13 protein-coding genes are annotated in these 15,891 nt (G+C 64.2%); 8 read left to right on the forward strand and 5 right to left on the reverse strand.

Features of this window, described 5'->3' with window-relative positions; genetic code table 11:
- The 5 genes from VFZ97_05800 to rpsA all read left to right on the forward strand — a co-directional run.
- Positions 1-2,416, forward strand: a 2,416-nt coding sequence (locus VFZ97_05800; protein ID HEX6392935.1) for a hypothetical protein, incomplete at its 5' end; no start/stop codon positions are given.
- 83 nt (positions 2,417-2,499) lie between these two features.
- A complete protein-coding gene (locus VFZ97_05805; protein ID HEX6392936.1) occupies positions 2,500-2,976 on the forward strand; it encodes a hypothetical protein in 477 nt (158 codons plus the stop codon).
- Between the two features lie 60 nt (positions 2,977-3,036).
- Entirely contained in the window at positions 3,037-4,140 is a 1,104-nt protein-coding gene (locus tag VFZ97_05810) for a ferritin-like domain-containing protein (protein ID HEX6392937.1), read from the forward strand.
- Between the two features lie 57 nt (positions 4,141-4,197).
- Positions 4,198-4,896, forward strand: a complete 699-nt coding sequence (locus tag VFZ97_05815; GenBank protein ID HEX6392938.1) for a class I SAM-dependent methyltransferase — start codon at positions 4,198-4,200, stop codon at positions 4,894-4,896.
- A gap of 96 nt (positions 4,897-4,992) precedes the next feature.
- On the forward strand, positions 4,993-6,411 hold the full coding sequence (gene rpsA / locus VFZ97_05820) for a 30S ribosomal protein S1 (protein HEX6392939.1): 1,419 nt from the start codon (positions 4,993-4,995) through the stop codon (positions 6,409-6,411).
- A 157-nt stretch (positions 6,412-6,568) separates the two neighbouring features.
- On the opposite strand, the gene VFZ97_05825 is transcribed toward rpsA, so the two are convergent.
- Positions 6,569-7,954, reverse strand: a complete 1,386-nt coding sequence (locus VFZ97_05825) for an aspartate aminotransferase family protein (protein HEX6392940.1) — start codon at positions 7,952-7,954, stop codon at positions 6,569-6,571.
- Complete coding sequence (locus VFZ97_05830) at positions 7,939-8,421, reverse strand: Lrp/AsnC family transcriptional regulator (protein ID HEX6392941.1); 483 nt, start codon at positions 8,419-8,421, stop codon at positions 7,939-7,941. The genes VFZ97_05825 and VFZ97_05830 overlap by 16 nt, the downstream gene beginning before the upstream one ends.
- A gap of 122 nt (positions 8,422-8,543) precedes the next feature.
- Between VFZ97_05830 and VFZ97_05835 the strand changes: the two genes are divergently transcribed.
- A complete protein-coding gene (locus tag VFZ97_05835; GenBank protein HEX6392942.1) occupies positions 8,544-9,971 on the forward strand; it encodes a gamma-aminobutyraldehyde dehydrogenase in 1,428 nt (475 codons plus the stop codon).
- An 83-nt stretch (positions 9,972-10,054) separates the two neighbouring features.
- The gene (gene ald / locus VFZ97_05840; GenBank protein ID HEX6392943.1) at positions 10,055-11,170 is read left to right on the forward strand and encodes an alanine dehydrogenase; all 1,116 of its coding nucleotides are present in this window, start codon (positions 10,055-10,057) and stop codon (positions 11,168-11,170) included.
- 31 nt (positions 11,171-11,201) lie between these two features.
- Here the strand turns inward: ald and VFZ97_05845 are convergent, their stop codons facing one another.
- Positions 11,202-11,477: a helix-turn-helix domain-containing protein gene (locus tag VFZ97_05845; protein HEX6392944.1), complete on the reverse strand. Its 276-nt coding sequence runs from the start codon at positions 11,475-11,477 to the stop codon at positions 11,202-11,204.
- Between the two features lie 265 nt (positions 11,478-11,742).
- Complete coding sequence (gene coaE / locus VFZ97_05850) at positions 11,743-12,372, reverse strand: dephospho-CoA kinase (protein ID HEX6392945.1); 630 nt, start codon at positions 12,370-12,372, stop codon at positions 11,743-11,745.
- Positions 12,373-12,534: 162 nt separating this feature from the next.
- Here coaE and uvrB point away from each other — a divergent pair, with 162 nt between their 5' ends.
- Positions 12,535-14,568 carry an excinuclease ABC subunit UvrB gene (gene uvrB, locus VFZ97_05855; protein HEX6392946.1) on the forward strand — a complete coding sequence of 678 codons (2,034 nt, stop codon included), beginning with the start codon at positions 12,535-12,537 and terminating at the stop codon, positions 14,566-14,568.
- 16 nt (positions 14,569-14,584) lie between these two features.
- Here the strand turns inward: uvrB and VFZ97_05860 are convergent, their stop codons facing one another.
- A complete protein-coding gene (locus VFZ97_05860; GenBank protein HEX6392947.1) occupies positions 14,585-15,868 on the reverse strand; it encodes an NAD(P)/FAD-dependent oxidoreductase in 1,284 nt (427 codons plus the stop codon).
- Positions 15,869-15,891: the final 23 nt, after the last annotated feature.

Consider the following 15,891-nt stretch of genomic DNA (forward strand, 5'->3'; position numbering starts at 1 on the left):
GACCCTCACAGGGATTGGGTCCTTCACGCCTACCGGCACTGTGTCGTACCAGCTTTTCGATAACGGCACCTGCACGGCTCCCGCCGACACAACCTACGGGACGTCCACGGTCACTATCGCTCAGGACGGGAGCGTGCCCAACTCGGCGACCACTCAGCAATTGGCTTCCGGGAACTACGGGTTCCTCGCCACCTACCATCCCGGCACCGACCCGAACTACACAGCCGGGACTCCCACATGCGAGCCGTTCTCCGTCGGTCGGGTCTCTACCACCACAGCGACCACTATCCGCAACGTCGCCGACAACTCGGTGATCAACAGCGGGTCGTCCGTTCCTCTTGGAACCTCGGTTGACGACACTGCGACGGTTACGCCGGTGGGCGGCCAGACAGCAGTGAGCCCACCCAGCGGAAACGTGGTCTTCAAGCTCTACTCCGGGGTCACCGTCGGTACCGACTGCACCAGTGGCACCCAGATAAATGACGCGACGGTCGGACTAAACGGCGGGTCAGCAACCTGGACGCCGTCGGGACAGCCTTTGAATGCAGGTACCTACGCTTTCCAGGCCACGTACGTGGATGACAGCTCTTATATCGGATCGACCGGTCCTTGCGAATTCTTCACGATCAACAAGGCGAATGCAGCTGCGACGACGACAGTGGTCGACGCATCTACCACTCAGCCTTGGAGCAGCAGTGGTGAGCTCGCCCCCGGATCGGCGTATGACACAGTCTCCGTCACCAAGGCCACCGGAACACTTGCCGGCGCCCCGGCGCCCGCTGGAGCTGTCGTCTTCCAGCTGTTCGCTAGTTCGGACTGCACGACAGGCTTGCTGTCCACAAGCAGCCCGGTGACGTTGGTGAACGGTGCGGCTAAATCGCCGACCACCAGTGGACTTCTCGCTGGCAGTTACGGCTACCTGGCGACCTACCAGGGCAACGTCAACTACAACTCTCAGCCGGCTAGCTGTGAGCCGTTCACGGTTACGCAGCCGAACGTGGCGGCCGTCAAGTCGGTAAGCCCGGATCCGAATCTGGGTCCCGTTTACACGGGTACGGTCCTCACCTACACCATCACGCTGACCAACACGGGCAACGGCCCCGCCAACAACGTCGTGGTCACCGACAAGATCCCCGCTGGTACGACGTACCACAGCGGAGGTACGCCAGTAGGGAGCAACCCGGTAACCGCCGTGACCTTCCATATCTCGTCGATTGCCGCTAACGGTGGCACGGCGAGCGTGAGCTACTCCGTGACGGTGAACAGCAACGACGCCGACGGGCAGACCATCCCCAACTTCGCGACGTTCACCGTTAACGAGGGCTGCGCCGCAATCATGGTCCCCTGCACAACCAACACAGTCATTACCGAGGTCGGCGTCCCGAACATCCAGGTGGGCAAGCAGAACAATCCGACCGGCTCAGTCACAGCCGGCAAGGACACCATCCTCTATACGCTCGTGGTAACCAACTCCGGGTTGCTCGACTCGCCTCCTGTGACTGTCAAGGACACGATCCCGGCCGGCACAACTTACGTCGCTGGCTCGGCAACACCCGCCAGCGAAGCGTCGTACGATGCCGTCACGAACACCATCACGTGGACCATCCCGGTCGTCCATGGGTTGTACCCGAGCGGCATCGCGACACCGGTATCCCTGTCCTTCACGGTGTCGGTGAACGCCAGCGACCCGAACGGATTCAACATTCCTAACTTCGGAGTGTTTGACGGTGCCAACTCGAGCGGTTGCACCCTGGACGTCCACGTCGAGGGCTTCTGCGACACGAACACGGTGAACAACCCGGTTGTGGCTCCGATCGTGTCGGCCCAGAAGTCTTCGAACCCGGCTGATGGATCCACGGTCCCGACGGGCACCGTCGTGACCTACACCATCGCACTGACCAACGCAGGTGGTGCAGCGGCTACCGAGACGGTGACCGATGCGGTTCCTGCAGGCACGACGTTCAAGTCCGCGGCCAACAGCGGTACTTACGACTCGGCGACCAACAGGGTGACGTGGAGCAACGTGACCGTTCCGGCGAACACGCCTGCATCCTCGGCGGTAACCGTGAGTTTCACGGTTACCGTCAACACCAGCGATGCGGGTGGAACGACGATCCCGAACCACGCGATCTTCGACAATGCCAACACGCCGCAGACCAACTGCGTCCAGTCGACGGACACCACGTCGGCAACCTGCGACACCAACACGGTGAGGTTGATCGTGGCGACCCCGCCGCCTGTCGTTACGCAGCCTGCTCCGCAGGTCGCCCCGACGACCACCACGACGGTGGCCAAGCACGCTCTTGCCTTCACCGGCCTGAACGCCAAGACCCTGGCAATCCTGGCCATGGCACTGGTCGGAGGAGGAACGATCCTGGTGCTGATCGGTAGGCGTCGCCGGCCGAACCAGAACTAACAACTAATCGCACGAGGGGGCTAATGACGGTCCGGGCCACGAGGCCCGGACCGTCTCTGTCACGGCGGATTAGTTTCTGGGTCGTGAGGATCCCGACGATCGGGGATGTCGTCAGGTACGGAACCGAACAGGTCGAGGCACTGGTTGCGCTTCCTGACTCCATAGCCTTGCTCAACCGGTCGCTGACCAGCTTCGCCCAGACCGTGGCGCGGCTCGACAAGTTGGTTCAGCGGCTCGACCGTCTCACAGAACCGCTCGAGGAGCCCCTGACCCAGCTGGCTCCGCGCTTGCAGGCGCTGGTACCCCTCCTCGATGAGGAGCTGATGAGCGAGCTGCCGGTCGTGCTCGACTCGGTGCGCCGGAACGCCGTGCCGGCGCTCGAAGTCATCGGCCAGACCCAAGCTCAGGTCGCATCGATCGCCACCTCGGTAGAGCGCCTCATGCACCTGATGGACGATGCGCTCACAAGGCTGCAGGAACTCCCGGGAGCCGCCTTGGTCAACCGGTTGAGAGGTGACCGAACCCCGAAGAAAGCGGCCTCTGCGCCAGAGGACCATTAGCTCAGATAACATTCATTATCTGACTGCGCAGACTCGGACCGCAGGTACCAGGGGGAACCCATGACCACGACGGAAAACGACCTCGTCCAGCCGTACGACCCGGAGGCCACGATCAGAGTCGTGCACGACCACGCCGATCGCCTCTTCAGCTGGCGATACGAACGGGAGCGCCAGCAGCTGGTCACCCTGTACAACAAGGCCGCCTCTTCGCAGTGGAACAGCGTCACCGATCTCGACTGGTCCACCGATGTCGACCCCGAGAAGGTCATCGAGGACGAGGCGCCGGCGCTCCGCCTCGCACGGGTCGCGGCAACGTTGCCGGGCTCACCCATGGCCAGCTGGAAGGACAAGGAGTTCACCGAGCTTGGCGTGGAGCTGTTCAAGGCTCAGCTCAGCCAGTTCATGCACGGCGAACAGGGGGCCATGATGACCGCGGCCAAGCTGGTCGAGACCGTCCCGTGGATCGACGCCAAGTACTACGCAGCCACCCAGACGATGGACGAGGCACGCCACACCGAGGTCTTCGCCCGCTACCTCCATGAGAAGGTCGGAGACCCCTATCCGATGGGGCCGTTCCTTCAAGGCCAGATATTCGGCCTATTAGAAGACAGCCGTTGGGACATCGCGTACCTCGGCATGCAGATCGTCATCGAGAGCCTCGCACTCGCCGCGTTCGGCGATCTGCTCCGCCGAACATCCGAGCCGCTGCTCACGAAGCTGCTCCGTTACGTCATGTCGGACGAGGCCCGCCACGTCGCCTTCGGGATCGTCAGCCTCGGCGAGTACTACCAGGGCCTCACCGCCGACGAACTGAAGGAACGCCAGGAGTTCCTTCTCGAGAACACGCTTCGCAACCGGCTCCGCTCGATCACTCCGGAGGTGTGGGAGAAGATGGGGCTGACGGTCGAGGAAGTTCTCCCCAACCTGTTCGAGGCAGCAGGAAAGATCGGGCACGGCCCGTTCGAAGCGTTCCAGAAGGCCTTCTTCTCCAAGCTGGTTCCGAACGTCCGCAAACTCGGTCTGCTCGACGCCAACAACGGCTACCTCCGCGAGAAGTGGGGCGAGGCCGGACTCCTTCAGTTCGAGCACGCCGACGACACCGCCAGCGACTTCGAGACTTACGACGCGGTCGCGGCCGACCGCGCTTCTGCGAGGCCTGCGTAACGGGCAACAGCTGTCGGGGTACCTACGTCCAGGTCGTCACCGTAGGCTCAGTTCACCATGCGCATAACCGGCAGGGAGTTCGAGGCGCTCGCGTCTCACGCCGGCGAGGCGTACCTGCGCTACTCGTTCACCAAGGGGACCGAACAGGAGGCGAGCTTCCTGGCTGCCGAGCTCGGTCTGGAGCCAGGGATGCGCTTGCTCGACGTCGGTTGCGGGCCCGGGCGCCACTCCCGCGCGCTGGCCGCCAGGGGAATTGATGTCGTGGGCATCGACATCGCCATGGCCTTCCTTCGGGCGGCGGGAGCCGGGATGTGGGTGCGCGCCGACGCGCGGCGGCTGCCTTTTTCCGCGGGGAGCTTCGACGCTGCGATATCCCTATGCCAGGGCGGGTTCGGCTTGCTCGGCGGCCAGGAAGACGCCGGGGTGATCAAAGAGATGGCGGAGGTGGTGAAAAAGGGCGGCCACATCGCGGTGTCCGCCTTCTCGGCATACTTCGCCGTCCGGCACCTCGAAGAGCGGGACACCTTCGACGCGGGCAGCGGCGTCAACCACGAGCTGGCGGAGGTGCTCGATCCGCAGGGGCGGGCCGAGCGGTTCGACCTCTGGACAACTTGCTTCACGCCGCGCGAGCTGCGACTGATGGCAGCCGGCGCGGGTCTGGAAGTTTGCGGTCTGTGGTCCGTCAGGCCAGGTCTGTATGAACGGCGGGTGACGGATCTGGATCACCCGGAGTTTCTGCTGGTAGGCCGGGTGTAGGATGTCTGCCCTGTAGCGAAGGGCTCGCTACGAGCTTCCCCCGCGACCCCCTCAATAATGGGCGGAAGTTTGTCCGGAAAGAAGGCTAACGAGTAGATGTCCGACACCACGACCAGCAGTACCCCTCCTCCGATCGATGCGGAACCGACGGAGATGGGGAGCTTCGACGAGGCGGGTGAGTACCACCCGAGGCAGGTTGTTGTCGACGACCTCGGCGGCACCTCGCTCGAAGATGCCATCGCGGGCACGATCGTGGAGTTCGAGGACGGGGACATCGTCAAGGGGACCGTGGTCAAGGTCGACAAGGACGAGGTCCTTCTCGACATCGGCTTCAAGTCGGAGGGCGTGATACCGGCCCGTGAGCTTTCGATCCGGCACGACGTCGACCCGCACGAGATCGTTTCGCTCGGCGAGCAGATCGAAGCCCTGGTGCTCCAGAAGGAGGACAAAGAAGGGCGACTGATCCTCTCCAAGAAGCGCGCACAATACGAGCGGGCATGGGGGACGATCGAGGGGATCAAGGAGCGCGACGGGGTCGTTACCGGTCCGGTCATCGAGGTGGTCAAGGGTGGCCTGATCCTCGACATCGGGCTGCGCGGCTTCCTGCCGGCGTCTTTGGTCGAGCTTCGCCGGGTGCGCGACCTCCAGCCTTACGTCGGGCGAACTCTCGACGCCAAGATCATCGAGCTCGACAAGAACCGGAACAACGTGGTCCTTTCGCGGCGGGCATGGTTGGAGGAGACCCAGCGCGAGCAGCGCGACGAGTTCCTGACCCACCTGAAGCCAGGCGAGATCCGCCATGGGGTCGTGTCCTCGGTCGTCAACTTCGGAGCCTTCGTCGACCTCGGTGGCATGGATGGTCTCATCCACGTGTCAGAGCTGTCGTGGAAGCACGTCGATCATCCGTCGCAGGTCGTGCAGGTCGGCGACGAGGTGGACGTGCGGGTGCTCGACGTCGATCTCGAGCGCGAGCGCATCAGCCTCTCGCTCAAGGCCACCCAATCGGACCCGTGGCAGGAGTTCGCCAACGCCCACCGCGTCGGCGAACTGGTCTACGGGCGGGTCACCAAACTGGTGCCGTTCGGTGCGTTCGTTCAGGTCGGAGAAGGCATCGAGGGACTGGTTCACATCTCCGAGATGGCCAACCACCACGTCGACCTTCCCGAGCAGGTCGTCACGCCGGGCGAAGAGCTGTGGGTCAAGATCATCGAGATCGACCTCCAGCGCCGGCGGATCAGCCTGTCGATCAAGCAGGCCGCCGAGGGTGGCGAAGTCGCGGCCGAGTACCGCGAGGCTTTCGGAGAGCACGCCTACGACGAGCACGGCAACTACATCGGCGGCGGCTACACCGACTTCGAACCGGAGTCGGAGGCTCAGGCCGCGTGGGCCGAGTACCTCGAAAGCGGCGGCTCGCCCGAGCCGGCAGCGACCGGCGCTCCCGAGCCCGGAACCGCCGAGGCCGGTGCCGCCCCAGCATCTGCGCCAGCGTCAGACGAGGCTGCTAAGGCCGAGTAGGCGTCAATCGCCCGCAGTCCGGGTGTGACTTTTGCGTTTGGGTGTAGGAATCGGCTCTGGAGTGCCGATTTTCACGCCCGAACGCTGAAACTCACACCACAAACGGACGGGGTGCTAGGGGGTAGTCGGCCCCGGACGCCGGAGTTGACCGCCGGCGCTAGACGCGCTTCCAGGCCTCCGTGAACACGTTGCGAAGGATTTCGCCGATCAGATCGAAATGCTCCTGCTCGCAGATCAGAGGCGGGGCCAACTGCACGACCGGGTCCCCGCGGTCGTCCGTGCGGCAGATGAGGCCGGCGTCGAACAGGGCGCCGGAGAGGTAGCCGCGCAGCAGCCGCTCCGACTCGTCGTGGTCGAAGCTCAGACGGGTCTCGCGGTCCTTCACCAATTCGATGCCGTAGAAGAACCCGTCGCCGCGAACGTCGCCGACGATCGGAAGGTCGCGCAACCCGTCGAGGACAGCCGCGAACGCAGCACAACGACGGGTCACCCCGCCGACGAGATCCTCCTTCTCGAACAGATCGAGGTTGGCCAGCGCCACAGCCGCCGACACGGGATGGCCGCCGAAAGTGAATCCGTGCGAGAACGAAGCCGGCCCGTTCCAGAAGGGTTCCATCAGCCTGTCGTCTACGAGCAACGCGCCAAGCGGCGAGTAGCCGCTCGTCAAGCCCTTGGCGCACGTGATCATGTCCGGGACGTAGCCGTAACGGTCCGCACCGAACCAGCTACCGAGACGGCCGAACGCACAGATCACCTCGTCGGACACGAGCAGAACGCCGTAGCGGTCGCATATCTCACGGACTCGCTGGAAGTAACCGGGCGGAGGAGGGAAGCAACCGCCGGCGTTCTGCACCGGCTCGAGGAACACCGCTGCAACCGACTCCGGTCCCTCCATCAGAATGTGACGCTCGATATCGTCCGCGGCCCACCGGCCGAACGCCTCCCAGTCGTCGCCGTGCTCGGACGTCCTGTAGAAGTTTGTGTTCGCGGCCCGGACCGAGCCGGGAACCAGCGGCTCGAACGGAGCCTTGATCGCGGGCAGGCCCGTGATCGACAACGCGCCCATCGTCGTGCCGTGATAGGCGATGTCCCGGGAGATCACCTTGTACCGTCCCGGTTGTCCGGTGAGACGGAAGTACTGGCGCGCGAGCTTCCACGCCGACTCGACCGCTTCACCGCCGCCGGTGGTGAAGAACACGCGGTTCAGGTTCCGCGGGCTTAGCGTCGCGACCCGTTCGGCAAGCTCGATTGCAGACGGGTGCGCGTAGCTCCAGATCGGGAAGTAGGCGAGTTCGCTCGCCTGGCGCGCCGCCGCCTCGGCAAGCTCGCGCCGGCCGTGACCGGCCTGCACGACGAACAAACCCGACAGCCCATCGAGATAACGGCGACCCTTCGAGTCCCAGACCCACGGCCCCTCTCCCCGGACCATGATCGGGACCTCGTGCTCGGCGTAAGAGCTCATCCGGGTGAAATGCATCCACAGATGTCGGTGCGCTGCCTCCTGCAGGTGCTCGTTGTCGAGACCGGTCATCGGGTTCCCCATTGGTAGTTCTCCTTCACGACTTTCAAGTACACGAACGTCTCGGTGTTGCGAACTCCGGGGATGGTGCGCACGCGCTCGTCGAGGGTGCGCAGGAGATGCTCGTCGTTTTCACAGATCAACTCGACGAGTAGGTCGAACTGCCCGGCGCAGATCACGACGTACTCGGCCTCATCGAGAGACCCCAGCTTGTCAGCGACCTGCCGGATGTCACCGTCCACCTTCACTCCGAGGAGGGCCATCCGGTGAAAACCGATCGCCGCCGCATCGGTCACCGTCGTTATCTGGATCACGCCCTCGTCGATCAGGCGCTGCACACGCTGCCGTGTGGCCGCCTCGGATAGACCGACCGCCCTTGCGATCGCAGCGTACGAGCGGCGTCCGTCCTGTTGCAGCTGCTCGATGATCGCCTTGGCCAAGGGATCGAGCCGCCCTCCAACGTCGCGGATAGACGTGTCCGAGAGGGCCATAGCCACGGATTCTATTGAGAAAGGGATCAAAGAGCAACGGATTCCCTTGCACGGAGGTTCCCGGAGGGGCAAGATAGGTCTGTGCCGAGTCGGCTCAGCCCAGCAAGAAGGGGGAGAGTCCAGTGACCGAGCGTTTTCGCAATTTCGTCAACGGCGAGCGGGTCGACGCCAAGAGCGGGAGGTTCAGCACGGTCGTCGATCCGAGCACAGGAGAGCCTTACGGGGAGGCCCCTTTGTCGGGCGCGGAGGACGTCGACGCGGCATGCAATGCCGCGAGGGTCGCGTTCGAGACTTGGCGGGACACCACTCCTTCCGACCGGAGCCTGATGCTGTGGAAGCTGGCCCAGGCAATCGAGGATCGAGCCAACGACTTCGTCCAGGTCGAAGGTCGCAACACTGGCAAACCCCTGGCGCTGACTGCGTCGGAGGAGATCCCCCCGATGCTCGATCAGATCCGTTTCTTCGCCGGCGCGGCCCGTGTCCTAGAAGGCAAGTCGGCCGGTGAGTACATGGCCGGCCACACCTCATGGATCCGTCGCGAGCCGATCGGCGTTGTCGCCCAGGTGACCCCCTGGAACTACCCGCTGATGATGGCGGTCTGGAAGATCGCGCCGGCGCTGGCCGCCGGCAACACCGTCGTGCTGAAGCCGTCGGAGACCACCCCGGTCACGACACTGATGCTGGCGGAGTTGGCCGGCGAGATCTTCCCTCCCGGGGTTCTGAACGTGATTTGCGGCGATCGCGACACCGGAAGGGAGCTCGTCAAGCATCCGGTCCCGCAGATGGTCGCGATTACAGGAAGCGTCCGGGCGGGCAAGGAGGTCGCCGCCGCGGGTGCCGATGACCTCAAGCGGCTTCACTTGGAGCTGGGTGGGAAGGCGCCGGTGCTGATATTCGACGACGCCGATCTTGCGAAGGCCGCGGAAACCATTGCGATCGCCGGCTTTTTCAACGCCGGCCAGGACTGCACGGCGGCGACGCGGGTGCTTGCCGGACCGCGCATATACGGCGATGCCGTGGACGCGCTCGCAGAGGAAGCGAGGAGGGCCACCTACGGAGGGATTGACCGGCCCGACGTCGACTTTGGTCCGCTCAACAACGCGAACCAGCTCGAGCGCGTGGCCGGCATGGTGTCCCGCGCACCCGGCCACGCGAAGGTTGTAGTCGGAGGGGACGCGCCCGGCGGGCGCGGGTTCTTTTATCCGCCGACGGTGATCGCTGGAGTTGAGCAGCAGGACGAGCTGGCCCAGACCGAGATCTTCGGGCCGGTCATCACCGTTCAGCGTTTCGATGACGAGGAAGAGGCATTGCGGTGGGCGAACGGTGTCGAGTACGGGCTCGCTTCCAGCGTCTGGACTACCGATCACTCCCGGGCGATGCGGATGTCGCGGCGGCTCGACTTCGGCTGCGTGTGGATCAACACCCATATCCCCTTGGTCGCCGAGATGCCCCATGGCGGCTTCAAGCACTCCGGGTACGGCAAGGACCTGTCGATGTACGGTCTCGAGGACTACACCCGAGTCAAGCACGTGATGAGCAGCATCGGCTGACGAGCCAGTCGGCAAGATGACCAAAGGCAACATGACCAAAGGCAACATGACCAACGCCAGATGACCAAGAAGAGAGTCGATCGATGAGGATTGGCGTTCCAGCCGAAGTCAAGAACAACGAGTACCGAGTAGCTTGCACACCCGCCGGCGCCCACGAGCTGGTGCGCCACGGTCACACCGTCTACGTCGAGCGGGGCGCGGGCCTCGGGTCGTCGGTGCCCGACGAGGACTTCGCCGGCGCCGGCGCCTTGCTGTTGAACGATGCCGACGACGTGTGGGCGGAAGCCGACATGGTCCTCAAGGTGAAGGAGCCGGTGCCCGAGGAGTACCACCGTCTGCGAAAGGACCTGATCCTCTTCACCTACTTGCATCTCGCCGCGTCACGCGAATGCACGATGGCGTTGCTCGACGCAGGTACCACTGCGATCGCGTACGAGACGGTCCAACTCCCGGACGGGTCGCTTCCTCTGCTTGCACCGATGTCGGAGGTCGCCGGCCGGATGGCCCCCCAAGCGGGTGCCCATCATCTTCAGCGCGACGGCGGTGGCCGGGGCGTCCTGATGGGCGGCGTGTCGGGCGTCTACGCGGCGAAGGTCGTCGTGATGGGCGCCGGCGTCGCTGGGATGAACTCGGCTGCGATCGCGCTCGGCATGCAAGCGGAAGTGCTGCTGCTCGACAAGAACATCGCCAAGCTGCGCGAAGCCGACCGCATCTACCAGGGCCACTGCCAGACGGTCGCTTCGAACGCTTACGAGATAGAGAGAGCGGTGATCGACGCCGACCTGGTTATCGGTGCAGTCCTGGTGCCCGGAGCGAAGGCACCGAAGTTGGTAACCAACTCCTTGGTTGCGCGCATGAAACCGGGATCCGTCCTCGTCGACATCGCCATAGACCAGGGTGGTTGCTTCGAGGATTCACGCCCGACGACTCACGCCGACCCGGTGTACAAGGTGCACGAGTCGTTGTTCTACTGCGTTACCAACATGCCAGGCGCGGTTCCACACACGTCGACCTACGCGCTGACCAACGTCACCTTGCCGTACGCGTTGGAGATCGCCGACAAAGGGTGGCGCGAGGCGATGCGGTCGGACACGGTCCTTGGGCTCGGCCTGAACACCCACGAGGGGCAGGTCGTGTACCCATCCGTCGCCGAGGCGCACGGCCTCGACGCGGTGGCTCTGAGCTCGGTTATTCGCTGAGCTCGATTGTTCGCTAAGCCGGGAATCGACGCTAACGGGCTGTCGCCGCGCCGCGGGTTTCCCGGTCGAGAAGCAGCCGGATCTGGCCCGCGGGGTACCTGCGGTGGCCTCCTGGCGTGCGGACCGACGGGATCTGGCCCCGTTTGGCCCACTCCGAGACAGTTCGTTCGGACACCTCGAACAGGGCCGCGACGTCGGACGTGCGCAGCAGGTGGCCATCGAGGGTCTCGGGGACGTCGGTGCCGAAGAGGATCGACAGAAGACGATGTCGGTTCTGGTCCTGAAGTTCGTCGGGGCCGTCCCGCACGTTTCGCGCCTTTCTTCGCTCTCTTTCAGCGTGTGGTAGGTGCCGTCGTGAAGCCTTTATGCACCCGGCCATTTGAGCAATGACGCGAATGGGTCATCTTTGTGGGAAAAAGGACTAGCCCGCATTCGCTCCATCCCCTTTCCTGACATGTGACTCAGATCTGAATTGGCCGGTGGCAGCGGATTTCTGCTGAGATCGCCGTCAATTCGGAAATTGCGCTTTTACCCAAATAGGGAGAAGCGGATATATGCGGCATCGCTGGCAATCAGGGCGACGCTGCTTTCCGGATTTGCGCGTTGTGCCGATCGGTGAGCCAAGTCCAGAGTGCGTCGAGCTGGGCGGAAAGTGCGTCGCGGTCGCCGCTGTTGTCAACGACGAAGTCCGCGAGACTCGCCCGCTCCTCTCGGCTGATCTGAGAGGCGATGCGAGCCCTGGCGTCAGCCTCGGTGAAGGACCGGTGCTCCACAAGGCGCGCCACCGCAGTCTCCTGAGGAGCGTCGACCACGATGACGGCGTCGAAGTTCATCCGCGCCTTCGTGGCGATGGTCATCAGCGGGATGTCGACCACGACGATCGGGTGGGTTTGCGACGCTTCCACGACACGTTCGGCCATGACCTCGCCGATCGCCGGGTGGGTGAGCTCGTTCAGCGCTGTCAGAGCATCGGGATCGTTGAACGCGATGTCAGCCATCTTCTGCCGGTCCAGTCGCCCGTCGGGGTGCAGCACGACGCTCCCGAATCGCTCGACGAGTCCGGCATAGGCGCGCCCGCCCGGCTCGACGATCTCCCGGGCGATCCGGTCCGCGTCGATCACCGCGGCGCCGCGCGCCTCTAGGTCGGCCGCCACGGTCGACTTCCCGGACCCGATCCCACCGGTTAACCCGACGAGGAACACGGCGGATCAAGCTAGCGGTCGAGTCGGACCGCCGTCGGCTGATGAAGACGGCCGCCGTGGGGTTGGGGTCCCCACGTTGCCTGAGAGGCGAGGGCCAACTGGATGTCACAGGGGCCCCGCCGGGCGATGTGACAGTCCCACCCTCCCGGTACCATCGCTTGAGTGCCCGATTTCAAGGTGGTGTCCGATTTTGACCCCGCCGGCGACCAGCCGACGGCGATCGCGCAGCTCTCCGAGGGGATCAAGCGCGGCGACCGGTTCCAGACCCTCCTTGGCATAACCGGGAGCGGCAAGAGTGCGACGATCGCTTGGACGGTCGAGGCGGTCCAAAAGCCGACCCTGCTCATCGCGCCCAACAAGTCGCTGGCCGCCCAGCTGGCCAGCGAGATGAGGGAGTTCTTCCCGAACAACCGGGTCGAGTACTTCGTCAGCTACTACGACTACTACCAGCCCGAGGCGTACCTACCTTCGAGCGACACTTATATCGAGAAGGACAGCTCGATCAACGACGAGATCGACCGGCTTCGTCATTCGGCCACCTCGGCGCTTCTCACCCGGCGGGACACGATCGTGGTCGCGTCGGTGAGTTGCATCTACGGCCTGGGTTCGCCCGAGGAGTACGCCGAGCGGATTCTGCACGTTCAGCGCGGCACGGAGCAGGACCAGCGGGCGATCCTTCGACGCCTGGTCGATATGCAGTACGAGCGCAACGACACCAACCTCACCAGAGGCAGGTTCCGCGTGCGGGGTGACACCATCGAGGTCCACCCGGCGTACGAAGAGAACGCGGTGCGTATCGAGCTTTTCGGCGACGAGATCGAGCGGATCACCACCGTCGACACCCTGACCGGTGAGCAGCTGGGTGACATCGACGAACTGGTGATCTTCCCTGCGACTCACTACGTGGCCGGCGACGAAAGGATGCAGCGCGCGATCGCCGGGATCGAGGCGGAGCTCCAAAAGCGTCTCGCTTGGTTCGAATCGCAGAACAAGCTTCTCGAGGCGCAGCGACTTCGGATGCGAACCTCGTATGACCTGGAGATGCTCGCAGAGGTAGGAGTGTGCTCCGGCATTGAGAACTACAGCCGCCACATCGACGGCAGGTCACCCGGCGAGCCCCCTTTCACGTTGCTCGACTTTTTCCCGAAGGACTTCCTGCTCGTCGTCGACGAGTCGCACCAGACGGTTCCTCAGCTCCACGGCCAGTACGAGGGCGACCGCTCTCGCAAGGAGACCTTGATCGAGCACGGGTTTCGGCTGCCGTCCGCGGCGGACAACCGACCCTTGCGGTTCGACGAGTTCTACGAGCGGGTCAACCAGTGTGTATTCATGTCGGCCACCCCGTCCCCGTACGAGATCCAGCAGTCGACCCAAGTGGTCGAGCAGATTGTTCGCCCGACCGGTCTTGTCGACCCGGAGGTGATCGTCAAGCCGACCAAGGGTCAGATCGACGATCTGATCAGTCAGATCAAGGAACGGACAGAACGGGGCGACCGAGTCCTGGTCACGACGCTCACCAAGAAAATGGCGGAGGACCTCACCGACTATCTGCTCGAGATGGGTCTCAAGGTCCGGTACCTGCACTCGAATATCGACACCATTCAGCGGATCGAGATTGTCCGGGACCTTCGGCTGGGGGAGTTCGACGTCCTCGTCGGTATCAACCTGTTGAGGGAAGGCCTGGACCTTCCCGAAGTGTCTCTGGTCGCGATCCTCGACGCGGACAAGGAAGGATTTCTGCGCGGAGAGACGTCCCTGATTCAAACGATCGGCCGAGCTGCGCGAAATGTCGACGGTCAGGTGATCATGTACGCGGACCGGATGACCGACTCGATGCAGAAGGCGATCACGGAGACTCATCGCCGGCGGGCTCGCCAGCAGGAGTACAACGAGGAGCACGGGATCAACCCGCAGACGATCCGCAAGGCGATCAGCGACATCCTCGTGCTGCTTGGCTCGCGGGACGGCACCTCTGTGGGCGCCCCGGTGCCGGGTCAGGATCGTCGTAACCGGCGGCGTGACCGGGCCCGCAGCGATCTTGCTGAGCTGCCGCAGTCCGAGCTGTCACGCCTCATCGCAACCCTCGAGGACGAGATGCGCGAGGCCGCCGCGGATCTGCGGTTCGAGTACGCCGCGCGACTTCGCGACGAGATCGCTGACCTGCGCGTCGAGCTGCGGGAGCTTGCTCCGCGCTAGAGCGCCCGGACGTGAGTCAGGCCCGGGGCTGCCCGGTTGGTGTGTGCGAACCGTCGTCGAGGATCACCCTCGACGCCCGGTCCCACGTCAGGTAGTTCCACGCCCAGTTCACCATCACGACCGCACGGTTCCGAAAACCGATGAGGAACACCAAGTGCACCCCCAACCATGCAAACCAGCCGAGGGTGCCTCTGAAACGTAGACCGCCGGGCAGTTCCGCCACCGCCGACCGGCGCCCGATCGTCGCCATGATCCCGTGATTGTGGTAGCGGAAGTGACGGGTGGGTCTGCGCTGGATCCGGCGTAGAACGTTGCCGGCGGCCCGCTTGCCGGCCTGGATCGCGACCTGCGCCAGCTGCGGCCACTGCACGCCGTCGGGACCGCGAGCAGCGGCAAGGTCCCCGATGACGAACACTTCTGGATGACCGACTAGGGAAAGGTCCGGCTCGACAGGGATCGTGCCGGCTTTCGCCTTCTCTCCCGGCAACACCGCTCCGAGCGGGTTGGCCTTGACGCCCGCGGTCCAGATCACCGTACGGGTGGCGATCTCGGTTCCATCCTCGAAGGCGACAGAGTCCTGCGTCACCTTGGCGAGTTTCGTGTTGAGCCTGATGTCGACCCCCTTGGCCAACAGAGTCTCGTAGGCGCGCTTCTGGGACACCTTGGAGAAACCAGGCAAGAGGTGGTCGGTCATCTCGACCAGGACGATGCGCGCCCGGCTCAGGTCCAGGTGCTTGAAGTCCGACGCCAAGTTGTGCGCGATCAACTCGGACAACGCTCCCGCCAGCTCCACCCCGGTGGGTCCTCCGCCGACGAGAACGATCGTCAACTCACCCGACTGCGCCTCGGGGGACTCTTGTGCATCGGCCCTCTCGAACGCGCACAGCACGTGATTGCGGAGTCGCACCGCGTCCGGGAGCGTCTTCAAAGGAAAGGTGTTCTCCGCTACTCCCGGTATGCCGAAGTCCGCACTGGAACTTCCGGCCGCGAGGATCAGGTAGTCGTATTCGAGTTCCGGCTCCCCATCGACCTCTACGGTCCGGCTATCGAGGTCCACGTTCGTCACCGTTCCGAGCCGGACGTCGATGTTCGGGAAGCCCGAGTAGATGGCCCGGATCGGTCGGGCGATGTCGTCAGGCCCGAGCCCCGCGGTCGCGACTTGATACAACAACGGCCAGAACCCGTGATAGTTGTCCCGGTCGACAACCGTGACGTCAACCGGCTTCCCGGCCAGGCGACGGGCCGCGTTCAGCCCCCCGAATCCGCTGCCCACGATGACAACCCGTGGCCGGACAGGCATAACCCCAGTAGTACCCCCGGCCG

It is taken from the genome of Acidimicrobiales bacterium, assembly GCA_036378675.1.
Taxonomy (GTDB): Bacteria; Actinomycetota; Acidimicrobiia; order Acidimicrobiales; family Palsa-688; genus DASUWA01.